We start from the raw sequence: 23,281 nt of genomic DNA, 5'->3' as shown, positions 1-23,281 counted from the left end.
GGTCAGTCCTCCAGCAGCCGTTCGCGGGCCGTCTCGACGTCGAAGGACGCGGGCGGGCAGACCGGGTCTATCAGGTCCAGGTGCTCCATCAGGAGCCGTCCGACGGCCCAGTCGCGGTACCACTTGCGGTCGGCGGGGACGACGTACCAGGGGGCGGCCTCGGTGGAGCTCCGCGCGAGGACGTCCTCGTACGCCCGCTGGAAGGCGGGCCACCGGGCCCGGTCCTCCAGGTCGCCGGGGCCGAACTTCCAGTGCTTGCAGGGGTTGTCGAGGCGGGCCAGCAGCCGGGAGCGCTGCTCCTCGTAGCTGATGTGCAGGAAGACCTTGACGACGCTGACCCCGTCGTCGGCGAGCGACGCCTCGAAGGAGTTGATGGTGTCGCAGCGCTCCTCCCAGACCGCGGGCGGGACGAGACCGCGGACACGGGGGACGAGGACGTCCTCGTAGTGGGAGCGGTCGAAGATGCCTATCCGTCCGGGACCGGGCAGGGCGCGCTCGACGCGCCACAGGAAGTGATGGGCCTTCTCCTCGGCGGTGGGCGCCTTGAAGGCCGTGATGGTGCACCCGGCCGGGTCGAGGAGTCCGGTCAGGTGACGCACCGCGCCGCCCTTGCCGGAGGTGTCCGTGCCCTGGAGGACGACGAGTACCGAGCGCGGGTCGCCCGCGGTGCTCTGGGCGAAGAGCCGCTCCTGCAGGGCGGTGATGCGGTCCCGGGCGTACGGGGTCCAGGCCTGGGCCTCGCGTTTGCCCGCGGGGGCACCGGGGGTGGCGCGGGTGTCGTACGAGCGGAGCCGGACCGGGCCGCCGCCCGGTGGGACCCGCAGCTTCGCGCGCAGCCCGGGGCCGGTTCCGTTTCCGGACTGGGGTTCGGTCTCCGGGCTCTTCTTCGCCACCGCGCCTCCCTCCGGCGGGACGGTCCCCGCTCCCCGCGGGCTGTCGTCCGGTGATCCGATGGTGCGCCGGATCCTCCGGACCCGCCAACGCGGCCGGGGGCCCCGGACGCCCGGGGCGCGAGCGCTCCGCGGGCCTCAGGCGCCGTTCGGGGCGGCGAGGCGCTTCGCGTCGCGGGCGAGTGCGGTGAGCCGGGAGATGGCCCGGAAGTACTTCTTGCGGTATCCGCCCGCCAGCATCTCGTCGCCGAAGATCCGGTCGAACGGCAGGCCCGAGGCCATGACCGGGACCTCGCGGTCGTAGAGCCGGTCGGCCAGGACGACCAGGCGCAGCGCGGTGGCCTGGTCCTCGACGGGCCGGACACCGCGCAGGAAGACGGCCTCGACGCCGTCGCAGAGCGCCCCGTAGCGGCTGGGGTGGATCCGGGCGAGGTGGGCGAGGAGGGCGCCGAAGTCGTCGAGGGAGGCGCCCGCGGTGCGGCCCGCGGCGGCGGTGACCTCGTCGTCGGCGTACGGCGCCGGGGCCTCGGGCAGGCCGCGGTGCCGGTAGTCGTCGCCGTCGATGCGCAGGGAACGGAAGCGGGCGGACAGGCCCTGGATCTCGCGCATGAAGTCGGCGGCCGCGAAGCGGCCCTCACCGAGCTTGCCGGGCAGGGTGTTGGAGGTCGCGGCCAGCTTCACCCCTGCGTCGGCCAGCTTGCCCAGCAGGGTCGACACGAGCACGGTGTCGCCCGGGTCGTCGAGCTCGAACTCGTCGATGCAGACCAGCCTGTGACCGCTGAGCGCTTGGACCGCCTGCTGGAAGCCGAGAGCGCCGACGAGGTTGGTCAGCTCCACGAAGGTGCCGAAGGCCTTCTGCTCGCGCGGCGCGGGCGTGGCGTGCCACAGGGAGGCCAGCAGGTGCGTCTTGCCGACGCCGTAGCCGCCGTCGAGGTAGACCCCGCCGGGACCGGCGGGGACGGCCGACGCCGCCTGGCGCCGGAACCAGCGCTTGCGCGCGCCGTCCGCGGGCGTGCCCAGCCCCTCCGCGAAGACCCGCAGCGTGCCGACGGCCTCGGCCTGGCTCGGCTGCTTGGCGTCCGGGATGTAGTTGTCGAACCGTACGGAGTCGAAGCGCGGCGGCGGCACCATCTCGGCCACCAGCCGGTCCGCCGGGACGCGCGGCTCGCGTCCGCTCAGCGAGACGGGCGACGTCCCACCGGGTATCGGGCTGGTTGCTTGCGCGGCGGCGAAGGACGAGGACACAGCCATCCAGCCTAGTGCCTCGCGGGCGGTCGCCCGGCCGTCGTGTGGCCGACCCCACTCCGCGAGGGGCCGTGGAAGACTGCAGCCATGCGCCGCCTCTTCCCCGCCCCCGCCCCCGCCGAGACGCTCGACACCGTGGAGGCGCTGGCCGACGCGTACGCGTACCCGCGGCGGGCTGGCGGGGCGCCCTGGCTGCGGGCGAACATGGTGTCGTCGCTGGACGGGGCGGCCCGGCACGACGGGCGCTCCCAGCCGCTGTCCTCGGACGCCGACATGCGGGTCTTCGGGGTGCTGCGGGCCCTGGCCGACGTCGTGGTCGTCGGCGCGGAGACGGTACGTCAGGAGGGCTACCGCCCGGCCCGCGCCCGCGAGGCCTTCGCGGCCCGCCGGGCGGCGGCGGGGCAGGGGCCCGCCGCCGCGATCGCCGTGGTGAGCGCCCGGCTGGACCTGGACTTCTCGCTCCCCCTGTTCACCGAGCCGCTGGTGCCGACCCTGGTGCTGACCGGCGAGGACGCCCCGGCCGACCGGATCGCGGCGGCCGAGAAGGCGGGGGCCCGGGTCGTCCTCGCCGGCACGGGCACCGGCGTGGACCCGGCCCGCGCGGTACGCGAGCTCACCGCGCTCGGGCTGCCCCGGATGCTGACCGAGGGCGGGCCGCGGCTGCTCGCCCAGTTCGCCGCGGGCGGGGTGATCGACGAGCTGTGCCTGACGATCGCGCCGCTGCTGACCGCCGGGGACGCGATGCGCATCATGAACGGCCCCGGCATCGCCGATCCCGCCCGCTTCACCCCGGTGTCGATCCTGGAGGAGGAGGGCTTTCTCTTCACCCGCTACGTGCGCGGCTGACCGGCCGTCCCCGCGCGGCCGCATCAGCCGTGACCGCCCGCACCGCCGGTTTCACCCGGATGGTGCCGATTGCCCGCCACACATACGTGCGCCTGTCAGAGCCGGGAACGCATGTCCCCGCGTGCCCCGCGCCCGGACGGGGCAGGATGGTTTCCGTGGCAGGCCCGACGGCCCGCGAGAGAGAAGGACGCGTCCGTGTTCACGACCGTACTCATGATCGAGCAGCCGCTCGTCCCCGCCGACGTGGAACTGGTCACCACGCTCCACGGTGACGAGCCCGTCTCCTTCGTCGTCCTCATGCAGCCCCGCGGCGACCAGGACCGGCTGCTCCGGGCCATCGACGACGTCGCCCTGGGTGAACTGGACAAGGCCGTCCACGAGCGCGACCGCCCGGAGGGCGACAAGGCCCTGCTGCCCGCCGAGCGCGCGCTGAACCACAGCCTGACCGCGCTGCGCGAGGCGGGCTGCGAGGCGGTGGGCGAGGTGGTCGAGAGCCACCCCATCGAACTGATGAAGTCGGTGGTCGAGCAGACCCACGCCGACGAGGTGATCGTGCTGACCGCCCCGCACCTGGTGGAGGAGTTCTTCCACCGCGACTGGACGTCCCGGGCCCGGCACAAGGTCGGCGTACCGGTGCTGAAGCTGTTCGCCCACAACGCGGAGGACTGAGCGGACGCCGCGCCCCCGACTGGTGGAAGAATCGGGGACGGCCGACAACCGACCCCGTGAGTTCCAGGGAGCACCTCGCATGAGCCCCACCCTTCCCCCCGGCATGGACCGACCGCACTTCATCGGGATCGGCGGGGCCGGGATGTCGGGCATCGCGAAGATCCTGACCCAGCGCGGCGCGGCCGTCGCGGGCAGCGACGCGAAGGACTCGGAGACCTCGGAGGCGCTGCGCGCGCTCGGCGCGACCGTGCACATCGGCCACGCCGCCGGCCACCTCGCGCCGGACGCGACCTGCGTGGTCGTCTCCAGCGCCATCCGCGAGGACAACCCGGAGCTGGCCGCCGCCCGCGAGCGCGGCATCCCGGTCGTGCACCGTTCGGACGCGCTGGCGGCGCTCATGGGCGGCCTGCGCCCGATCGCCGTGGCCGGAACGCATGGCAAGACCACGACCACCTCCATGCTCGCGGTGAGCCTGTCCGCGCTGGGCCTGGACCCGTCGTACGCGATCGGCGGCGACCTGGACACCCCCGGCTCGAACGCCCACCACGGCACCGGCGAGATCTTCGTCGCGGAGGCGGACGAGAGCGACCGCAGCTTCCAGAAGTACGACCCGGAAGTGGCGATCGTGCTCAACGTCGAGCTGGACCACCACGCGAACTACGCGTCGATGGACGAGATCCACGAGTCGTTCGAGATCTTCGTCGGCAAGATCGTCGCCGGCGGCACCCTGGTCGTCGGCCAGCACGCCGGGGCCCGGGAGCTGGCAGCCCGGGTGGCGGGCCGCGAGGGCCTGAACATCGTCCGCGTCGGCGAGGACGAGGACGCCGATCTGCGCATCCTCCGGATCACCCCGCACGGCATGTCCAGCGAGGTCGCCGTCCGTCTGGGCGGCCTGGACGGCGAGGAGCACACCTTCACCGTCTCCGTGCCCGGCCGGCACTACGCCCACAACGCCGTCGCCGCCCTCGCCGCCGGCGTCGCACTCGGCGTCCCGGCGGACGGCCTCGCCAAGGCGCTCGGCACCTACACCGGCGTGAAGCGCCGCCTGCAGCTGAAGGGCACCGCCGCGGGCGTCCAGGTCATCGACTCCTACGCGCACCACCCCACGGAGATGACCGCCGACCTGGAGGCCCTGCGCGAGGCGGCGGGCGACCGGCGCATCCTCGTGGTCTTCCAGCCGCACCTGTTCAGCCGCACCCAGGAGCTGGGCCGCGAGATGGGCGAGGCCCTGGCGCTGGCCGACGCCTCCGTGGTCCTGGACATCTACCCGGCCCGCGAGGACCCGATCCCGGGCGTCACCAGCGGCCTGATCATCGACGCGGCCGCCGCCCACGGCGCCGACGTCACCGCGGAGCACGACAAGGACGCCGTCCCCGGGATCGTCGCCGGAATGGCGAAGCCCGGTGACCTTGTTCTCACCATGGGCGCGGGCGATGTGACCGATCTCGGTCCGCGCATTCTCGCGCGCCTGGAGAGCTGAGGAGAGGGAGGACCATGGCGTACGAAGTCGACAAGTCCGAGGAGCAGTGGCGGCAGGAGCTGTCGCCGCAGGAGTACGCGGTCCTGCGCGAGGCGGGCACGGAACGGCCCTTCACCGGTGAGTACACGGACACCAAGACCAAGGGTGTCTACTCCTGCCGTGCCTGCGGTGCCGAGCTGTTCACCTCGGACACCAAGTTCGAGTCGCACTGCGGCTGGCCGTCCTTCTACGACCCGAAGGACACCAAGGCCGTCGAGCTGATCGAGGACCGCTCGATGGGCATGGTCCGCACCGAGGTCCGCTGCGCGAGCTGCGGCTCGCACCTGGGCCACGTGTTCGAGGGCGAGGGCTACCCGACCCCGACGGACCAGCGCTACTGCATCAACTCGATCTCGCTGCGTCTCGCCCCCGAAGAGGGCTGATCACGAAATCCGACGGCTAGGCCCCTCGCGTGGGGCTGGCGCGCCACGCCAGGCGCGTCCGTCGACTCGCCGCCCACCGGGTGGCAACGTGGCCCGGCATGGAACACCACGTACGGGCCAGGTTGCTGCTGGCCAGCGCCAGCATGCTCTTCGTCGAACTGGCGCTGATCCGGTGGGCGGGCGCGAACGTCGTCCATCTGAGCTACTTCTCGAACTTCATCCTGCTCGGCTCCTTCCTGGGGATCGGGCTGGGCTTCCTGATCGCCGCCGAGCGCGGGCAGTGGCTGAAGCGCTGGGCGCCGCTGCCACTGGCCGTACTCGTCGTGCTGGTGCGGGAGTTCCCGGTCCAGGTGCGGCAGAGCAGCGGCGACATCATCTACTTCACGGCGGTGAGGACCACCGGGCTGCCGCAGTGGGTGACGCTTCCGGTGCTGTTCCTGCTGGTGGCGGTCGCCATGATGGCCATCGGCAAGATCACGGCCGATCTGTTCCGGCAGCTGCCGTCGCTGGAGGCCTACCGGTGGGACCTGCTCGGCTCGCTGAGCGGTTCCGTGGCGTTCGCGGGGCTGTCATGGCTGCGCGCGCCCTCCCTGGTGTGGGGTGTGATCGCGGCGGCGGCCCTGCTGGTGCTCGGCGGGCGGCGGAACACGGTGCGGTACGCGCTGCCGCTGGCGGCGATGGTGACGGCGCTGGTCTTCGAGTCGCTGGCCCCCGGTGTGTCGTGGTCGCCGTACTACAAGATCGAGCTCACCCGCCCCGAGCCGGGCACCAGCTCGCGTACGTACAAGATCGCCGCCAATGGCGTGCCGCACCAGAGCATCGCGCCGCTGAAGGTGCTGCAGCAGCCCAACTCACCCTACGAGCAGGCCTACCGTGAGACGCCGGGCAATCCCCACCGCAAGGTGCTGGTGATCGGCGCGGGCAACGGCAACGACGTCGCCGTCGCCCTGGCCAACGGCGCGCGGTACGTGGACGCCGTCGAGATCGACCCGCGACTGCAGGAGATCGGGGCGAAGCTGCACCCCGCGCGGCCGTACGACAACCCGCGGGTGCACGTCCACATCAACGACGGGCGGGCCTTCCTGGAACGGACGAAGACGAAGTACGACCTCGTCGTGCTCGCGCTGCCGGACTCGCTGACGCTGGTGTCGGGTGCGAGCAACCTGCGGCTGGAGAGCTATCTGTTCACCAAGCAGGCCTTCGAGTCGGCACGTGACCACCTCGCCCCCGGCGGCGCGTTCGCCATGTACAACTACTACCGGCAGAACTGGCTGATCGACCGCTTCGCCGGAAGCCTGGACCAGGTCTTCGGACACGCCCCGTGCATGACGGAGTACAGCAAGCGCGCCGCGGTGCTCGTGGCCGGGCTGACGCCCGCGGACCAGAGTTGCGGGAAGGTCTGGCGGGCGAGCGGGGCGGTGCCCCCGCCCGCGGACGACGACCATCCGTTCCCGTATCTCCTGCACCGCACCGTGCCGAGCCTGTACCTGGGCGCGCTCGGCCTGATCCTGCTGGTCACCGTGGTCTCGGTGCGGCTCGCCGGCGTACGGCTCGGCGGCACGCTGCGCTACGCCGACATGTTCCTGATGGGCGCCGCCTTCCTGCTGCTGGAGACGAAGAACGTCATCGGCTTCGCGCTCTACTTCGGCACCACCTGGCTGGTGAACGCGCTGGTCTTCATCGGCGTCCTGCTGGCGGTGCTCGCGGCCGTCGAGGTACGGCGCCGCATGCGCCGGCTCAACCAGACGGCGCTGCAGATCCTGCTCTTCGTCACTCTCGCCGTCGGCTGGCTCGTCCCGGCACAGGCCGTGCTCTCCCTGCCCTTCGCGGCCCGGCTGGCGGCCGCCATCGCGCTCGCCTTCGCACCGATCTTCTGCGCCAACCTGATCTTCTCCGACCGCCTCGCCCAGGCGTCCGACCCGACCTCCGCCTTCGGCGCCAACCTCCTCGGCGCCCTCACCGGCGGCACGCTGGAGTACCTGGCGCTGCTCACCGGCTACCGCGCGCTGCTGATCGTGGTGGCCGTGCTGTACGCGGGGGCCTGCGTCGCGATGCGCCTGTCCGGTGGCGGTGGCCCGGGAAGCGGCGGCGCGGACGGGGAGGGGAGCGGCCGGCAGGACGCGCCGGTCGGCGGAAACCGGCTGGTGCACGAGGGGCCCGCTGCAGCACCATGACGGGATGCTGAGCGTCCTGCTGCCCTTCCTCGGTGCGTGCACCCTCGTCGCCGCGGCCCCCGGGCCGAGCACGGTGCTGATCATCCGGCACTCCCTGCGCAGCCGCCGTGCCGGCTTCGCGACCGTCCTCGGCAACGAGACCGGTGTGTTCATCTGGGGCGTCTGCGCCGCCTTCGGCCTCACCGCGCTCCTCGCGGCCTCACACCTCGCGTACGACATCGTGCGGATCGTCGGCGCCGCCGTCCTGATCTGGTTCGGCGTACAGGCGCTGCGCGCCGCCCGCCGCGGACTGGACCCCGAGCAGGCCGCGGCGGGCGAGGACGTCCCGGTGACCTCGTGGGCGGCCTACCGCGCCGGGCTCGGCATGAACCTGGCCAATCCCAAGGCGGCGGTCTTCGCGATGTCCTTCCTGCCGCAGTTCGTGCCCCCCGGCGCCCCGCAGCTCCCGACGATGGTGGGGCTCGCCGCCCTCTGGGCGGTCTACGAGGTCGGCTACTACGGGGTGTACGTCTGGTTCGTCGACCGCCTGAAGTCCGTGTTCGGCCGTGCCTCGGTGCGCCGCCGCCTGGAGGCGGTGTCGGGCGGCGTGCTCGTGGCGCTGGGCGTGCGGATGGCGCTGGAGGGCTGACCTCTTTCACCTGCGGCGTCCTCACCCGCGGCGCGCGCTGAGGGCCCCCGCGAGCAGGGTGGCCCCCGCGGCGGCGAACGCGGCCAGGAGGAGGGGCACGAGCGGGTACGGGACGGTGCCGGTACGGGATCCGGTGACGAGCCCGGTGACGGCGGCGTGGGCCGGCGAACCGGCGGCCACGAGGACCAGCACGGCGGTGAGGGCCGTGACGGGCACCGCCCAGCCGGGGCGCCGCAGAACCGGGGGGTTGGTGAGGGTGCCGACGGCGGTGCCGAGCAGCGCGGTCACCAGGGTGGCGAGGAGGCCCGCCGCGGCGGCGGACTCCAGGGGGATGGCCTTGAGGTGGTCCGTGGTGTGGGGGTCGGCGACCGCGAGCACCACGGCGGTGCCCGCCGCGCCCAGCGCGACCGAGGTCAGCAGCGCCGCCAGGACGCCCGCCGTGTGGGCCCGGCCCGGCCCGGTGGCGGCCGCCACGCAGGCGCGGGCGGCCGCGGGCTCGGCGGTGACGCACACCCGCACCAGCCATGCGGCGGCCGGGAGCAGCGCGGCGGCGCTCCAGCCGAGGGAGTCCAGCAGCGGCTGTGGGCCCCCGGCGACGCCGATCCCCATCACGGCGACGTAGAGCAGCAGCGGCGGCAGCCAGCGGAAGGACCGCAGGAGCAGGGCGGTCCGGTAGCGCAGCAGGGCGGTCATGAGGGCTCCGTCGGCGGGGGCGCCGGGCGGACCGCCCGGATGTGCCAGGGGGGCGCCGCGGTGAGCAGCCGCCGCAGGACGGCGTCGGACTCGGCGGCGGGGACCGTCACCTCGAGCGTGCCGGGGGCCGGGGCCGAGTGTGAGAGCCCCGCGGGCGGCTCCCCGGCGCCGGTGGCCTCGATGACGACGCGCGGTCCCGCGCCGGCGTCCAGGGGCACGGACACGAGCCCGCCGTCCTCCACGCGGTGGGCGGCCGTGGTGTCGCCGGCCAGCCGGCGCGGGTCGTGGTCGACGAAGACGACGGCGCCGCCGGCGGCGCTCCTGGAACGGACGGCGTCGTCCAGGACGGTACGGGCGTCCTGGTCGAGCCCGGTCCACGCCTCGTCGAGGACGAGGAGCCCGGGCTCGGCCATCAGCGCCTGGGCGACCGCCACCTTCTGGCAGGTGCCCTTGGACAGCTCGGCGAGCGGGGTGCGGGCGTGCCCGGCGATGCCGAAGCACTCCAGCCACTGCGCCGCCCGCGCGGCGGCGGTGCGGCCGCCGAGCCCGTGCACCCGCCCGAGGTGGACGAGATAGCCGTGCGCGTCGAAGGGCAGCGCGGGCGGGAAGCGCTCGGGGACGTACGCGGTGCTCGGGCGTCCGCTGACCCGCCCCGCGGTGGGGCGGTCGATACCGGCCAGGATCCGCAGCACCGTGGACTTGCCGCTGCCGTTGGCTCCCTCGATGCGCAGCACCTGTCCCCCGGGCACGTCGAGGTCGACACCTCGCAGCACCCAGGGTCCGCGCGCCCCGTACCGGCGGCCGACCGCCTCCAGCCGCATGTCAGTTGGACGGCTGGTGGGGCGTGGCCTCGCTGGGCCGGACGATCACGAAGCCCTCGCCCTGGAGCATCAGCTGGACGGCCTCGCCCGAGCCGCCGCGCAGCATGGAGCCGAAGCTCTGCGAGCGGTGCAGGGAGGTCTGCAGCTGGGCGCTCCAGCCGACGACGGCGTCGGTGTCGACGTACACCGGCGCCTGAGGTGTGACGGGGATCACGATGGGGTGGCCCTCGCACATGACGCCGAGGCGGCCGTGACCGGTGAAGACGCTGTTGAAGAGACCTCCGCCGGCCATGCCGGCGCCCTTCACGACCTTTATCTCGTAGGAGAGGGTGGGGTCGAAGACCAGCACGTTGCGGCCGTTGATGGTGAGGCTGTCGCCCGGGTCGAGTTCGATGACGAAGCAGTTGGCGGCCTCGTGCGCGAACCAGGCCTCGCCCTGGCCGCGGACCGACATCAGTGGCAGTCCCTCACCGGTGAAGGCGCGCTTGAGGAACTTGCCGACGCCCTGCCCCTTCACCTCGAACTGCAGATTGCCGCGGAAGGCGATCATCGAGCCCTGGCGGGCCAGGCACTCGCCGTTCACCGCGTACTTGATCGACTTGGCGTTCTGAAGGGTCATGCCGGGCTCGGTGGCCGGCTGCGCCGTGTTCTCGGTCGCGAAGAGATCGCTGTGCACCCCGGCATCCTGGCCCGGAGGGATCGCCTCCGCCAAGCTCTTCCGGCGCGGGTGGCAGACTGTCGAGGTGACCACCGATCCTCGTGACGCCGCACCCCAGTTCGTCCTGCCCCTGGTCGTCCGCATCGAGCGGGCCGCCCCGCCGGCGCGTACCGACGCGCTGGAGACGGCCGCCCGTGCCGTGCTCATGCTGCGCTCCGACGAGCGCGCCACGGCCGGGGACGGGGAGTGGACCGGGGCGGTACGGGGCTGGGAGGACGCCCGCATCCGCAAGGTCGTACGGCGGGCGCGGGGCGCCGAGTGGCGACGGGCCGAGGCGCTGCCGGGCATCACGGTCACCGGCAAGTCCGCCGAGGTCCGGGTCTTCCCGCCGGTGCCGCTCGATGCCTGGCCCAAGGACCTGGCGCGGCTCCAGGTGTCCGGAACCGAGCTGGAGGACCCGGAACCGCCCGCCGCACCCGAGGCCGGGACCCCGGTGCTGTGGCTCAGCCCCGAGGTGCAGATGTCGGCCGGCAAGGCGATGGCGCAGGCCGGGCACGGGGCCCAGCTCGCGTGGCTCGCGCTGTCCGCCGCCGAGCGGGCCGAATGGCGCGACGCGGGTTTCCCGCTGGCCGTGCGCACGGCCGCGGCGGAGCGCTGGCGCGAGCTCACCGGCTCCGGGCTGCCCGTGGTGCGGGACGCCGGGTTCACCGAGATCGCCCCGGGGTCGTGCACCGTCGTGGCGGACCACCCGGCGCTGCGCCACTGAGGCCCCAAGCTCAAATCAAGCTCTGAAACCCGCCCCCGCGGGGTTCACCCGCCTCCCGCCGGGCCAGAACCCCGGCAGGAGGAAGGGGGGCGCATGGAGCACTCGTATCTGGGCACGGGCATCGGCTGGCGGCCGGAGATCGCGGAGGCGGTCGAGGCGCTCGCGGAGGCCGGCCGGGTCGACTGGGTCGAGGCGGTCGCCGAGAACGTCTGCCCCGGCCACCTCCCCGGCTCCCTGCTGCGCCTGCGCGAGCGCGGTGTCACGGTCGTCCCGCACGGAGTCTCGCTCGGCCTCGGGGGCGCCGAGCGGCCCGGCGCGGACCGGCTGGCCGCGCTCGCGCAGCGCGCGGAGGCGCTGGGCGCCCCACTGGTCACCGAGCACATCGCCTTCGTCCGCGGTGGTGGGGAACTGACGGGGTCGGCCCGTCTGGAGGCCGGGCACCTGCTGCCCGTGCCGCGGACCCGCGACGCGCTGGACGTCCTGTGCGAGAACGTGCGCATCGCCCAGGACGCGCTGCCGGTGCCGCTCGCGCTGGAGAACATCGCCGCGCTCGTGGCCTGGCCGGACGAGGAGCTGAGCGAGGGCGCCTTCCTGGCCGAGCTCGTCGAGCGGACCGGGGTACGCCTGCTGATAGACGTGGCCAACCTGCACACGAACCACGTCAACCGCGGTGAGGACCCGCTCGCGGCCCTCGATGCCCTGCCGGTGGACGCGATCGCCTACGTCCATGTCGCGGGCGGTGTCGAGAAGGACGGCGTATGGCACGACAGCCACGCACATCCCGTCCCCGAGGCCGTCCTCGACGTGCTGGCCGCGCTGTACGAGCGGGCCCGCCCGCCCGGCGTGCTGCTGGAGCGCGACGACGACTTCCCCGCGGACGAGGAGCTGGCCGGCGAACTGGCCGCGATACGCCGCGTGGTGGACGGCGGCACACGGGGACCCTCGGACGGGCCGCCCGCCGTGCCCGCCGCAGTCCCCGAAGCGCCCGGCGCGGCGCGCCAGCGCCTCGCGCTGCGTCAGACCGCGCTGCTGTCCGCGCTCGTGGCCGGGACGCCCGTGCCGGAAGGCTTCGACCGGGCCCGGATCGGTGTGCAGAGCCGTGCCCTGGCCGCCAAGCGCGCCGGCGTCGTCGCCAAGGTGGCGCCGGAGCTGCCGGACATCCTGGGGGCAGCGTTCCGGCCGGCGTTCCTGCGCTACGCCGCGGACCGGCCGCTCGACGGGGGCTACCGGCGCGACGCCCTCGACTTCGCGGCGTACGTGCTCGACGGCGGGGGCGGTCCGGCCGACCCCGTTGCCTCGCGCCGGCTGGCCGCGTGGTGGCGGGAACGCTCCGGTCCGGCACCGCTTGCGGACTGGCGGACACGTCTGCGGGGGCGGTCTTTCCGGCCACCGCGACAGCCCTCACACGTATTCATACGTATGCGGGACAGGCTCCGTTCAAAGCTGCCATAATCTTTTTCCAAGAGGCCCCCGACCTGCGGCGGGAATGCCGGTGGACCCCACCCGGCATAAAAAGGCAACAAGGTATCAAGAACTGCTCCGCGATTCGTGGAATTCGCGAATACGTGACAGTTCCTCGCCCTGGACGCATCAAACGCACTAACGTGCGGTCCCATGCGATCCACCCGTTACGCCACCGGACTCAGCCTCGTGGTCGGGGCTCTCGTGGTCACCCTCGCCGCGCTGGCCTACCCGGTCATGTCCGGGCTGAACAGCCCCGCCGTGACCGCGGCCGGCGCCCAGACCGTGTCCACGCAGTACGGCCCGCTCACGCAGCTGGACCGTACGTTCGTCACCAAGGTGCGACTGGCGGGCCTGTGGGAGTTCCCCGCCGGGCAGATGGCCTTGCAGAAGGGGACGACACCCGCGGTCAAGCGCGCGGGGCAGCATCTGATCGACGGCCACACGCAACTGGACGCGACGTGCCGCACGATCGCGCCCCAATTGGGCATCACCCTGCCCAACCAGCCCACACAGCAGCAAATGGGCTTTCTGGCCACTTTCTCCGCTGCGAGTGGCCAGGACTTCGACCAGAAGTTCGCCAATATCGTGAGGCTCGCCCACGGCCAGGTGTTCTCGGTCATCGCCCAGGTGCGCGCCACCACCCGCAATTCGCTGGTGCGGGAACTGGCCGACCAGGCGAACGCGACGGTGCTCGACCACATCACCGTTCTGGAGAAGACCGGACTGGTCAACTTCGACCAGATCGCCGTGGACACGACCGCCAGCCCCACGAACCCCGGTGCGGCGGTGCCGGTCTCCCCCGCCCCCGGTGAACCGACCTTCGTCGTCACGCCGTCCCCGACGTACTCCCTTCCCCCAGCGGCCTCATCCCCCCAGCCGTCGCAGTAGAAATGAGCGATCCAATGCCCACACGACAACACATGAACCACCGGCGCAGGTTGAGCACCAAGCAACTCGTGCTGATAGCCGTGCTGGCACTGCTCGGCTCCGGCGGCACCTTCGCCCTGGTCACCGGATCGGCCTCGGCCCACTGGCGGCCCAACTCGGGTCACTCCAACGGCTGGCAGAGCCCGACTCCGGGGAACAGCACCAAGGCCGACGACGGAAACCAGAACAACGGCGGCCAGAACGGCTCCGCGTCGCCCTCGGCACCGGCCTCCGCCTCCGCGTCCGCCTCCGCTTCGGCGTCCGCGCCGGCCGGCGGCGTGCAGACCAACGGCCCCTCCCCCGAGGACTTCGCCGACATCCGCTCCGTCCAGCCCAACGTCCAGCGGGCGGCGAACCAGAGCGGCGCCTCGCGCGGCACCTTCACGGCGCGCTGCGGCCGCAACGAGAACAAGCACCACAACCCCGACAACTTCATCGTGGCCCCCGGTGTCGCCAACGGCGCCCACCACGTCCACGACTACGTCGGCAACCTGAGCACCGACGGCTTCTCGACCAACGAGTCGCTGGCCGCGGCCGGCACCACCTGCGCCCGCGGTGACAAGTCGGCGTACTTCTGGCCGGTGCTGCGCACCCGCTCCGCCAACGACGCGCCGGACGCCGACGGCAACACCGGCACGATCCTGCAGGCGACCTCGGTGCAGCTGCTCTTCAAGGGCAACCCGGCGTCCAAGGTGGTCGCGATGCCGTCCACCCTGCGGATCATCATGGGTGACGCGAAGTCCTTCACCAACGGCGTCGCCAACGCCCGCGCGTCGTGGAGCTGCACCGGCTTCGAGAACCGCCAGCTCACCGACAAGTACCCGCTGTGCCCGCAGGGCAGCCGGGTGGTCCGTACACTGAACTTCCCCAGCTGCTGGGACGGGACCAACACCGACAGCGCCAACCACCGCACGCACATCGTCTTCCCCGACGGCGCGGGCCAGTGCCAGGCCGGCTTCAAGGCCGTGCCCCAGCTGAAGATGCGGCTCACCTACAAGGTCCCGCAGGGGCCGAACTTCGCGCTCGACAGCTTCCCCGAGCAGCAGCACAAGCCGGTCACGGACCACGCGGACTTCGCCAACTTCATGCCGACGCGCCTGATGAACCAGGTCGTCAGCTGCATCAACAGCGGCCGCAACTGCGGCTGACGCGGAAGCCCGCCCCCAGGCCCTCGCGCAGGTCCGCCCCTCCGATCCCCGAAATCGCGGGCGGGCCCTCGCGGGGGTCGGCTACAACTCCCCCATGTGGATGCTCTTCCTCTTCGTGGCCTGGGCCGCGGCGATCGCCTCCTGCACACGCCTGTGCAGGGCGGCGGTCGCCGCGGCCGATCTGTCCGACGGGACCGCCGCGGTCCCCGCCGGCGACCGCGGCCTCGGCCTCTACGAGATGGCCTTCCTGTCCGGCGGACCGCGCCGGGTGACCGAGCTGGCGATGGTCGCCATGGGGCGTGAACGGCGTCTGCTGCTCGCCAGGACGGGCTGGGCGACCGTGGTGGACCCCGACGGCCGGGACGCCATCGAACGCTCCCTGATCGCCGCCACCGGCCCCGAGGGTCAGGCACCCGTCCCCGCCATACGCGCGCAGCACGCGGCCTCCGAGGGGATACGCGCCCTCGCCGAGCGTCTCGCCGACGCGGGGCTCGCGGTGCCCCCGGCGGCCCGCGAGTCGATCTCCACCGGGATACGCGAGGTCCGCGCGGCCACCGCGCTCATCCTCGTCATGCTGGCCGCCGCGACGACCCTCAGCCCCGCCGGCCGGCCGCTGCTGCCGTGGTTCGCGCTCCCCCTGCTGGTCACACTGGGCTGCCTGGGCATCGCCCGCCTCGAGATCCAGCCGTACACCCGCTGGGCCGCCCCCGCCGGCCGGGAGCTCCTGCGCGCCGTCGACGTGCCCCACGGCCCGGCCCCCGACGACCGGCAGCAGCTCCTCACCGCCCTGGCCGTCCGGGGCCCCTCCGCCCTCCCCGACCCCGCCCTCCGCGCGGCCCTGAGCTGACGCGGGGCCCGGTGGGCGGGCCTCAGGCCAGGTCCGCCACCAGCTCGGCGACCGACTTGCGGCGGCCCGTGTAGAAGGGGACCTCCTCGCGGACGTGCATCCGGGCCTCGGAGGCACGCAGATGACGCATCAGGTCCACGATGCGGTGGAGCTCGTCGGACTCGAAGGCCAGGATCCACTCGTAGTCGCCCAGCGAGAACGACGCCACCGTGTTCGCCCGCACGTCCGGGTAGCCCCGCGCCATCTTGCCGTGGTCGGCCAGCATGCGGCGGCGGTCCTCGTCGGGGAGGAGGTACCAGTCGTAGGAGCGGACGAAGGGGTAGACGGAGACGTAGTCGCGCGGCGTCTCGTCGGCGAGGAAGGCCGGGATGTGGCTCTTGTTGAACTCGGCCGGGCGGTGCAGGGCCATGTTGGACCAGACGGGCTCCAGCTGGCGCCCCAGCATGGTGCGGCGGAACCGGTTGTAGGCGTCCTGGAGGGCGTCGGCGGTCTCGGCGTGCCACCAGATCATGACGTCGGCGTCGGCACGCAGCCCGGACAGGTCGTAGGTGCCCCGGATCGTGACGTCCTTCTCGGCCAGCTGCTCGAAGAGCTCCTCCACCTCCTCCGCGTAGCGGGTGCGGTCGTCCGGGAGGACGTCGCGCAGCCGGAACACCGACCAGAGGGTGTAGCGGATGACCTCGTTGAGGTCCTTGGCCTTCTTGCCGGCGTTGGGGGCTTTGGCGGGGGCGGCGGAAGCAGTGGAGTCGGTCATGAGGCTATTGTCCCGCGTCCGGTTCCGCGGCCTGCCGCAGGGTGCCCAGGACCTGCGTCGCCGCGCCGCGCGCGCTCGCGACGCACGCCGGGATGCCGACGCCCTCGTAGACGGCGCCGCACACCTCCAGCCCGGGCAGTTTCGCGACGTGCTCGCGCAGCCGCGCGACCCGGGCCAGGTGGCCGACCGGGTACTGCGGCAGGCCGCCGTCCCAGCGGGTGACGCGGGCGGCGACGGGCGCCGCGGTGAGACCGACGGCCTCGCCGAGGTCCTCGCGGGAGAGCCGGACGAGATCGGTGTCGTCCCACGCGAGGTCGGCCTCCTGGCCGTGCCGGCCGACCGAGGTGCGCAGGACGAAGACGTCGGAGTCGGCGGCGCCGCTCCAGTGCCACTTCTGGCCGGAGAACGTGGACGCCTTGATCGTGTGCCCGTCGACCGGCGGGACGAGGAAGCCGCTGCCGGGCAGCGCGTGGGCGATCTCGCGGCGCCGGAAGGCCATGGTGACCAGGGCGACACTCGCGTACTCCACCGCCGACAGCTCCGCGGCCGCCCCCGGCGACTCGGCGGCCAGCAGTCTGGCGGCGGCCGGCGCCGGCACGGCGAGCACGACCGCGTCCGCGGCCAGCGACTCGCGGGTGCCGTCGCGGTCGAAGGCGATCTCCCAGCCGCCCTCGATCCGCCGCAGCTGCCGGACGGGGGCGTCGGTCTCGATGCGGGCCCCGGCGGCCCGGCAGGCCTCGGCGACGGCGATCGGGAGGCGCCCGACGCCGCCGCGGATGCCGGCGAAGACCGGGCCGTCCTGCCGTGCGGCGGCGGCCTTGCGCTGGGTCTCGCGGACGGCCTCGATGAGGGAGCGGCCCGTGCGCGCGCTCTCGTACAGCTGCGGGATGGCGGCGCGCAGCGAGATCTCGTACGCGTTGCCCGCGTAGACGCCGCCGAGCAGCGGCTCGACGAGCCGGTCGACGACCTCGTGGCCCAGCCGGGCGGCGACGAAGGCGCCCACGGACACGTCCTCACCGATCTTGGTGCGCGGCAGGACGTGGTCGAGCGGCAGCCGCGCGAGGCCGGCCGCCGACAGCACACCGGACGCGGCGAGCGAGGAGATGTCGCCGGGGACGCCCATGACGCCGCCCTTGGGCATAGGTCGCAGGCGGCCGCGCGTCCAAAGCCCCGCCGTCGTCGTGGCGGGTGCCTCCAGGTCGTCGGCGAGGCCGACCGCGCGGGCCAGGTCGACCGCCTCGGGGCGGCGCGCCAGCATCGACTCGGCGCCCAGGTCGACCGGCACGCCCGCGATCTCGTCCGCGTACAGCTTCCCGCCCAGGCGCCCGGAGGACTCCAGCACGGTCACCCGCGCCGCTCCGCCCTCCAGCAGGAAATGCGCCGCGGCGAGTCCGGAGACCCCGCCGCCCACGACCACCACTTGTCCGGCCCGGGGCTGCGTATTGCTCATGCCTCCACTGTCTCAGACGCCGGAACGAGCCCTAACCGTGACCTCTTCGGGATCACGGATCCGAAACCCGCCTCGCACGCCTCGCGTCGAATCGGCAACAGACGCAACGGACCCGGGGGGATGCCCTATGAGCACATCAACCACCGCCACTCGCCGACCACTTGCCGCCGCGTTCGGCGCCTTGACGCTGACCGCCGTGCTCGCGCTCGCCGGGTGCGGCAGCGACGGCGGCAGCGCGGACAGCAGCGCGGACAGCAGCGCGGGCGGCAAGGCCGCGGCCGCCGCCCCCGAGGCGGCCGGGCGGGCCGCCGACCAGGCCCCGCCCACCACGGCCGGGGGCGACGGCAAGTCCGGCGACACCAAGGGCACCGGCGCGGGGAGGACGCCGACCCTGACGCAGTCGTACATCGTCCGCACCGCGATGCTCACGGTCGAGGCCAAGAACGTCTCCGGCGCCGTGGTCAGGGCCCGCACGCTTGTGGAGGGGACCGGCGGCTACGTCGGCAGCGAGAGCACCAGCCTGGACGAGGACGGCCGCGAGTACTCCACCATCACGCTCCGGGTGCCGCCAGAGGGCTACGACCGCGTGCTGGAGGACCTCGCGAAGCTGGGCAAGCTGCTGAACCGCAAGGTGGACGCCCAGGACGTCACAGGACAGGTCGTGGACGTCGAGAGCCGCCTCAAGACGCAGCGGGCCAGCGTGGCGCGGGTGCGGGAGCTGATGGACCGGGCGACCAAGCTGAGCGACATCGTCTCGCTGGAGAGCGAACTCAGCACCCGCCAGGCCGATCTGGAGGCGCTCGAGGCGCAACAGGCCTCGCTGAAGGCGCGGACCGGGATGGCCACGATCACGCTGGAGGTCCAGGAGCCGGAGCCGAAGGCGGCGCCGCAGAAGGACGACGACGGCTTCTGGGCCACGGTGGGCGACGCTCTCGGCGCGGGCTGGCACGCCTTCTACGTGACCCTGCGGGCCATCCTGGTCGCGCTCGCCGCGGTGGCGCCGTTCGCGGCCCTGATCCTCCTCGGCTACCTGGGCTTCCGGCTGCTGCGCCGTGTGCTGCCGGCCCGCAGGCCCGTGAACGGGCCCCCGGCACCGGTCACCGTGCCCGCGCCGGTCGGGGCGCGGGACGACGAGGCCGAGCCGCGGGAGTAGCACCGGACACGACGACCCCGCGCCGCGCGGCGCGGGGTCGTCGGCGTCAGCGGGCCGTCTCGGTGTGGACGAAGTCCACGAGGCGGGTCAGGGCGTCGGGGTCCGTGCTGGGCAGGACGCCGTGACCGAGGTTGAAGATGTGGCCCGGGGCGGCCTGGCCGGAGTAGAGCACCTCGCGGGCCTTCTTCTCGACCGCCGCGCGCGGGGCGAAGAGCACCGCGGGGTCCAGGTTGCCCTGGAGCGCCTTGCCGGGGCCGACCCGGCGGGCCGCCTCCTCCAGGGGGACGCGCCAGTCGACGCCGACCACGTCCGCGCCGGCCTCGCCCATGAGCCCGAGCAGCTCACCGGTGCCGACGCCGAAGTGGATGCGGGGCACGCCGTAGTCCGCGACGGACTCGAAGACCTTGACGGAGGCGGGCATCACGTAGCGCCGGTAGTCCTCGGGGGCGAGTGCGCCGACCCAGGAGTCGAAGAGCTGCACGGCGCTGGCGCCGGCCTCGATCTGCACCTTCAGGAAGGCCGAGGTGATGTCGGCGAGCCGGTCCAGCAGCTCCGCCCACAGCTCCGGGTCGCCGTACATGAGGGCCTTGGTGCGCTCGTGGTTGCGCGACGGGCCGCCCTCGACGAGGTAGCTGGCGAGCGTGAAGGGCGCGCCCGCGAAGCCGATCAGCGGCGTCGTCCCCAGTTCACCCGTGAGCATGCCGACCGCCTCGGTGACGTACTTGACGTCGTCCGGCTCGAGCGGCCGCAGGCGCCGCAGGTCCTCCCGGGTGCGGATGGGCTGCTCGACGACCGGGCCGACGCCGGGCTTGATGTCGAGGTCGAGCCCGATGGCCTTGAGCGGCACGACGATGTCGCTGAAGTAGATCGCCGCGTCGACCTTGTGCCGTCGCACGGGCTGCAGCGTGATCTCGGTGACGAGGTCGGGCCGCATGCACGACTCGAGCATCGCGGTGCCCTCGCGCACCTTGAGGTACTCGGGGAGGGAGCGCCCGGCCTGGCGCATGAACCACACAGGGGTGTGCGGCACGGGCCGGCGCCGGCACGCCAGGATGAACGGGGAAGCAGCGGTCTGCTGGTGCGCACTCACCCCCAAATCTTCGCATGCGCCAAGTGGGCGACCCGCCCGACCGGGTGTCCTCCCTCACTGCGGGCCCCCTTCGGCCTACGCTTCCGGGCATGGCAGCGGCTCATGGGCACCTCTCGGACGGGAACGACGCCCCCCTCCCGTTCCAGCACGCGGTCGACGCACTGCTGCGCGCCCGGGTACGGCACGAGGTGGAGCTCGATCCGGTGCCACCGCCCAAGCGCCTGGCACCGCACGCGTACGCCCTGGAGGCGGCGGTCGTCGTCGACGACGAGGAGCTCGGGGACGGTCGCCTGGTGCTGCTGTACGACCCCGACGGGCAGGAGGGCTGGCACGGGACGTTCCGGCTGGTCAGCCTGGTCCGCGCGGAGCTGGAGCCGGAGATCGCGGCGGATCCGCTGCTGCCCGAGGTGAGCTGGTCGTGGCTGACCGGTGCCCTGGAGGGGCGCGGCGCGGCCTTCACCGCGGCAGGCGGCACGGTCTCGCGCAGTTCCTCGCACCACTTCGGCGCCCTCGCCGAGCGGCCGGACTCCACCCGCATCGAGATCCGCGCCTCGTGGACGCCGCTCGCCCCGAGCGGCGGCGTACCGGACATGGCCACGCACCTGGCGGCCTGGTGCGATCTGGTCTGCACGTGCGCGGGGCTGCCGCCCGCGCCCGCGGAACCGGGCCCGCCGGCGGGCGGCGGTCCGTCGGTGGTGCCGCTGCCGAAGCGGCGCGGTCCGCAGCAGACCCGCTGACGCCTACCGCGTCCTCCCCCGTACGGGCGTGCCCGCCGGACCCCACGGTCCGGCCCCACCGGGCTGACCACTCGCTTTACCGCCGTCAACGATGTCTGACACGCGGTGACCGCGATCTTCACACCTTCGATCGACCCTGGTCGACAGCGCGTCCGAATTGCCGGAATTGTTACTAAACAAGTCGTGATCATTTCCTAAAGCCCGGCGAAGTTGCTGCCGAAGGAACCTGTGACCCTTCCAGCCAATGTCCCAGGAGGCCCGGTGTCGGTTCTTCTCGACCACCCCACAAGCCTGGTCGCCTACCGCCCCAACAAGCCGACGGCGATGGTGGTGGTCGCCGATCCCCGCGTACGTTCCACCGTCACCCGCCACTTGTGGGCGCTCGGGGTACGCGACGTGATCGAGGCGTCCTCCATCGCCGAGGCCAGGCCCCGGGTGGGCACCCCCCGAGACATCTGCGTCGCCGACGTACACCTCCCCGACGGTTCCGGACTGACCCTGCTCGCCGAGACCCGGGCGGCGGGCTGGCCCAACGGCCTGGCCCTGTCCGCCGCCGATGACATCGGCGCCGTGCGCAACGCCCTCGCGGGCGGCGTGAAGGGCTACGTCGTCACCGGCACCCGCACGAACCTCGGCATCCCCGGCCGTCCCGGAGCGGCGCCCATCGGCCCCGCGGGCCAGCGGCTGCAGCGCCGCCCTCCGGGCACCCCCGGCCACGGCGGCGGCTACCGGGAGCTGTCCGGCCGGGAGGTGGAGGTGCTCCGACTGGTCGCGGAGGGCCAGTCGAACAAGGCGATCGGGGTCTCCATGGGACTGTCGGCGCTGACCGTGAAGAGCCACCTGGCACGGATCGCCCGAAAGCTGGGCACCGGTGACCGAGCGGGCATGGTCGCGGTCGCGCTGCGTACCGGCATCATCCACTGATCGAAGTCATATCCCGGGTGCGCCCGCCGACGGAACGTTCCGTCGGCGGGCCCCTGCTGTACACAGATACTCTTGACTGGTGACCGACGCCCGAGAGACCGCAACAGAAGCACCCCCGGCGCCGGTCCCGCTGCTGGACCCGCGCGAGGGCATCCCGCCGGTGACCGCCAGCCCGGAGGCCCTCGCCGACGTCGTCGCGGCTTTCGCCGCGGGCTCCGGACCTGTCGCCGTCGACGCCGAGCGCGCATCCGGCTACCGCTACGGCCAGCGGGCCTATCTGGTCCAGTTGCGCCGTACCGGGGCAGGGACCGCGCTGATCGACCCCGTCGCCTGCCCCGACCTGTCGCCGCTGAGCGCCGCGCTCGACGGCACGGAGTGGGTGCTGCACGCCGCCACGCAGGACCTGCCGTGCCTCGACGAGGCGGGCATGCGTCCGGCGCGGCTGTTCGACACCGAACTGGCCGGCCGGCTGGCGGGCTTCGCCCGGGTCGGGCTCGGCGCGATGGTGGAGAACGTCCTCGGGTACGCCCTGGAGAAGGGCCACTCCGCCGTCGACTGGTCCACGCGGCCGCTCCCCGAGCCGTGGCTGCGGTACGCCGCGCTCGACGTCGAACTGCTGGTCGACCTCCGCGACGCGCTGGAGGAGGAGCTGCGCGCTCAGGGCAAGCTCGAGTGGGCCATGCAGGAGTTCTCGGCCATCGCCGCCGCCCCGCCGCCCCCGCCCCGCGTCGACCCCTGGCGCCGGACCTCCGGCATGCACAAGGTGCGGCGGCGGCGCCAGATGGCCGTCGTGCGCGAGCTGTGGAACCTCCGGGACCGGATCGCCCGCGAACGCGACGTCTCCCCCGGCCGCGTCCTGACCGACGCCGCGATCGTCACGGCGTCGCTGGAGGCCACCCCGAACGCCCACGCGCTGGCCGCGCTGCCCGGGTTCGGACACCGCATGGGACGGCGCCAGCTGGAGCAGTGGCAGGCCGCGATCGACCACGCCCGCAGCATCCCCGAGCGGGAGCTGCCGCAGCCCGGCCCCGCCTACACCGGCCCCCCGCCGCCGCGCGCCTGGGCAGACAAGGACCCGGCCGCGGCGGCCCGGCTGTCGGCCGCGCGAGCGGCGGTCTCCGCGCTGGCGGAGCAGCTGAACCTGCCCCAGGAGAACCTGATCACCCCGGACACCGTGCGCCGCCTGTGCTGGGCGCCACCTCGGGACCGCAGCCCGGAGTCCGTGGCGGCCTTCCTCGCGGACGCGGGCGCGCGGCCCTGGCAGGTGGAGCTCACGACGCCGATCCTCACAGCGGCGCTCGCGGCGAAGCCGCCGGCGTAACCCGGGGCGGGGTGGGGCGGGGTGGGGGGTGCCCCTCGCCACCCCCTGTCGTGTGCGGGTCCGTTGTGGTGGGCGGTGGGGTTGCCCGCCGCGGTCAGTGGCCCTGGCACCCTGTTAGTGTCCGGCCCGGGTCGGGGCCTTTGGGGCCGGCCATTCTGGACCGCATATTCGCGT

23 protein-coding genes are annotated in these 23,281 nt (G+C 73.3%); 15 read left to right on the top strand and 8 right to left on the bottom strand.

Features of this window, described 5'->3' with window-relative positions:
* Nucleotides 1-2 precede the first annotated feature (2 nt).
* Nucleotides 3-893 (bottom strand): PPK2 family polyphosphate kinase, encoded by an 891-nt coding sequence (locus tag ACWDAS_RS13650; RefSeq protein ID WP_450389446.1) that lies wholly within the window; start codon nucleotides 891-893, stop codon nucleotides 3-5.
* A 135-nt stretch (nucleotides 894-1,028) separates the two neighbouring features.
* Nucleotides 1,029-2,141, bottom strand: a complete 1,113-nt coding sequence (zapE, locus tag ACWDAS_RS13645; protein WP_450389444.1) for a cell division protein ZapE — start codon at nucleotides 2,139-2,141, stop codon at nucleotides 1,029-1,031.
* A gap of 81 nt (nucleotides 2,142-2,222) precedes the next feature.
* Between zapE and ACWDAS_RS13640 the strand changes: the two genes are divergently transcribed.
* The 6 genes from ACWDAS_RS13640 to ACWDAS_RS13615 all read left to right on the top strand — a co-directional run bounded on the left by ACWDAS_RS13640 (nucleotide 2,223) and on the right by ACWDAS_RS13615 (nucleotide 8,354).
* A complete protein-coding gene (locus ACWDAS_RS13640; protein WP_450389442.1) occupies nucleotides 2,223-2,981 on the top strand; it encodes a pyrimidine reductase family protein in 759 nt (252 codons plus the stop codon).
* Nucleotides 2,982-3,176: 195 nt separating this feature from the next.
* Nucleotides 3,177-3,650 carry an indole-3-glycerol phosphate synthase gene (locus tag ACWDAS_RS13635; protein WP_450389440.1) on the top strand — a complete coding sequence of 158 codons (474 nt, stop codon included), beginning with the start codon at nucleotides 3,177-3,179 and terminating at the stop codon, nucleotides 3,648-3,650.
* Between the two features lie 79 nt (nucleotides 3,651-3,729).
* Nucleotides 3,730-5,130: a UDP-N-acetylmuramate--L-alanine ligase gene (gene murC, locus ACWDAS_RS13630; RefSeq protein WP_450389438.1), complete on the top strand. Its 1,401-nt coding sequence runs from the start codon at nucleotides 3,730-3,732 to the stop codon at nucleotides 5,128-5,130.
* A 14-nt stretch (nucleotides 5,131-5,144) separates the two neighbouring features.
* The gene (gene msrB, locus ACWDAS_RS13625; RefSeq protein ID WP_450389436.1) at nucleotides 5,145-5,552 is read left to right on the top strand and encodes a peptide-methionine (R)-S-oxide reductase MsrB; all 408 of its coding nucleotides are present in this window, start codon (nucleotides 5,145-5,147) and stop codon (nucleotides 5,550-5,552) included.
* A 98-nt stretch (nucleotides 5,553-5,650) separates the two neighbouring features.
* The gene (locus ACWDAS_RS13620) at nucleotides 5,651-7,726 is read left to right on the top strand and encodes a spermine/spermidine synthase domain-containing protein (RefSeq protein WP_450389434.1); all 2,076 of its coding nucleotides are present in this window, start codon (nucleotides 5,651-5,653) and stop codon (nucleotides 7,724-7,726) included.
* Nucleotides 7,727-7,730: 4 nt separating this feature from the next.
* A complete protein-coding gene (locus ACWDAS_RS13615) occupies nucleotides 7,731-8,354 on the top strand; it encodes a LysE family translocator (protein WP_450389432.1) in 624 nt (207 codons plus the stop codon).
* Nucleotides 8,355-8,375: 21 nt separating this feature from the next.
* On the opposite strand, the gene ACWDAS_RS13610 is transcribed toward ACWDAS_RS13615, so the two are convergent.
* Genes ACWDAS_RS13610 through ACWDAS_RS13600 form a run of 3 tightly spaced genes read right to left on the bottom strand, consistent with a single transcriptional unit; the run spans nucleotide 8,376 to nucleotide 10,544 of the window.
* A complete protein-coding gene (locus ACWDAS_RS13610; RefSeq protein ID WP_450389430.1) occupies nucleotides 8,376-9,047 on the bottom strand; it encodes an ABC transporter in 672 nt (223 codons plus the stop codon).
* Nucleotides 9,044-9,868 (bottom strand): ABC transporter ATP-binding protein, encoded by an 825-nt coding sequence (locus ACWDAS_RS13605; protein WP_450389428.1) that lies wholly within the window; start codon nucleotides 9,866-9,868, stop codon nucleotides 9,044-9,046. The genes ACWDAS_RS13610 and ACWDAS_RS13605 overlap by 4 nt, the downstream gene beginning before the upstream one ends.
* Nucleotide 9,869: 1 nt before the next feature.
* Nucleotides 9,870-10,544, bottom strand: coding sequence for an AIM24 family protein (locus ACWDAS_RS13600; protein ID WP_450389426.1), 675 nt, complete (start codon nucleotides 10,542-10,544; stop codon nucleotides 9,870-9,872).
* Between ACWDAS_RS13600 and ACWDAS_RS13595 the strand changes: the two genes are divergently transcribed.
* The 5 genes from ACWDAS_RS13595 to ACWDAS_RS13575 all read left to right on the top strand — a co-directional run bounded on the left by ACWDAS_RS13595 (nucleotide 10,486) and on the right by ACWDAS_RS13575 (nucleotide 15,678).
* A complete protein-coding gene (locus ACWDAS_RS13595; protein WP_450389425.1) occupies nucleotides 10,486-11,292 on the top strand; it encodes a peptidyl-tRNA hydrolase in 807 nt (268 codons plus the stop codon). The genes ACWDAS_RS13600 and ACWDAS_RS13595 overlap by 59 nt on opposite strands.
* Nucleotides 11,293-11,385: 93 nt before the next feature.
* Complete coding sequence (locus tag ACWDAS_RS13590) at nucleotides 11,386-12,744, top strand: DUF692 domain-containing protein (RefSeq protein ID WP_450389423.1); 1,359 nt, start codon at nucleotides 11,386-11,388, stop codon at nucleotides 12,742-12,744.
* Between the two features lie 162 nt (nucleotides 12,745-12,906).
* Entirely contained in the window at nucleotides 12,907-13,644 is a 738-nt protein-coding gene (locus ACWDAS_RS13585; protein WP_450389421.1) for a DUF4142 domain-containing protein, read from the top strand.
* Between the two features lie 14 nt (nucleotides 13,645-13,658).
* Nucleotides 13,659-14,831 (top strand): DUF1996 domain-containing protein, encoded by a 1,173-nt coding sequence (locus ACWDAS_RS13580; RefSeq protein WP_450389419.1) that lies wholly within the window; start codon nucleotides 13,659-13,661, stop codon nucleotides 14,829-14,831.
* Between the two features lie 94 nt (nucleotides 14,832-14,925).
* Nucleotides 14,926-15,678, top strand: a complete 753-nt coding sequence (locus ACWDAS_RS13575; RefSeq protein WP_450389417.1) for a TIGR04222 domain-containing membrane protein — start codon at nucleotides 14,926-14,928, stop codon at nucleotides 15,676-15,678.
* A 22-nt stretch (nucleotides 15,679-15,700) separates the two neighbouring features.
* Here the strand turns inward: ACWDAS_RS13575 and hemQ are convergent, their stop codons facing one another.
* Together hemQ and hemG are read right to left on the bottom strand one after the other, a co-directional pair.
* Nucleotides 15,701-16,432: a hydrogen peroxide-dependent heme synthase gene (gene hemQ, locus ACWDAS_RS13570; protein ID WP_450389415.1), complete on the bottom strand. Its 732-nt coding sequence runs from the start codon at nucleotides 16,430-16,432 to the stop codon at nucleotides 15,701-15,703.
* Nucleotides 16,433-16,436: 4 nt separating this feature from the next.
* Nucleotides 16,437-17,882 carry a protoporphyrinogen oxidase gene (hemG, locus tag ACWDAS_RS13565; RefSeq protein WP_450389414.1) on the bottom strand — a complete coding sequence of 482 codons (1,446 nt, stop codon included), beginning with the start codon at nucleotides 17,880-17,882 and terminating at the stop codon, nucleotides 16,437-16,439.
* A gap of 127 nt (nucleotides 17,883-18,009) precedes the next feature.
* Here hemG and ACWDAS_RS13560 point away from each other — a divergent pair, with 127 nt between their 5' ends.
* Entirely contained in the window at nucleotides 18,010-19,035 is a 1,026-nt protein-coding gene (locus ACWDAS_RS13560) for a DUF4349 domain-containing protein (protein ID WP_450389412.1), read from the top strand.
* A gap of 46 nt (nucleotides 19,036-19,081) precedes the next feature.
* Here the strand turns inward: ACWDAS_RS13560 and hemE are convergent, their stop codons facing one another.
* Nucleotides 19,082-20,131 carry a uroporphyrinogen decarboxylase gene (hemE, locus tag ACWDAS_RS13555; RefSeq protein ID WP_450389410.1) on the bottom strand — a complete coding sequence of 350 codons (1,050 nt, stop codon included), beginning with the start codon at nucleotides 20,129-20,131 and terminating at the stop codon, nucleotides 19,082-19,084.
* An 83-nt stretch (nucleotides 20,132-20,214) separates the two neighbouring features.
* On the opposite strand from hemE, the gene ACWDAS_RS13550 reads away from it, so the two are divergent.
* From ACWDAS_RS13550 to ACWDAS_RS13540, 3 genes are all read left to right on the top strand, one after another.
* Nucleotides 20,215-20,862 (top strand): DUF3000 domain-containing protein, encoded by a 648-nt coding sequence (locus tag ACWDAS_RS13550; RefSeq protein ID WP_450389408.1) that lies wholly within the window; start codon nucleotides 20,215-20,217, stop codon nucleotides 20,860-20,862.
* Between the two features lie 261 nt (nucleotides 20,863-21,123).
* On the top strand, nucleotides 21,124-21,786 hold the full coding sequence (locus ACWDAS_RS13545; protein ID WP_450389406.1) for a LuxR C-terminal-related transcriptional regulator: 663 nt from the start codon (nucleotides 21,124-21,126) through the stop codon (nucleotides 21,784-21,786).
* A 79-nt stretch (nucleotides 21,787-21,865) separates the two neighbouring features.
* Nucleotides 21,866-23,107 (top strand): HRDC domain-containing protein, encoded by a 1,242-nt coding sequence (locus tag ACWDAS_RS13540; RefSeq protein ID WP_450389404.1) that lies wholly within the window; start codon nucleotides 21,866-21,868, stop codon nucleotides 23,105-23,107.
* Nucleotides 23,108-23,281: the final 174 nt, after the last annotated feature.

Source organism: Streptomyces sp. NPDC001070, assembly GCF_053598835.1.
Note: the sequence above shows the minus strand (reverse complement) of the source record. Positions and strands in the feature narration are given on the sequence as shown.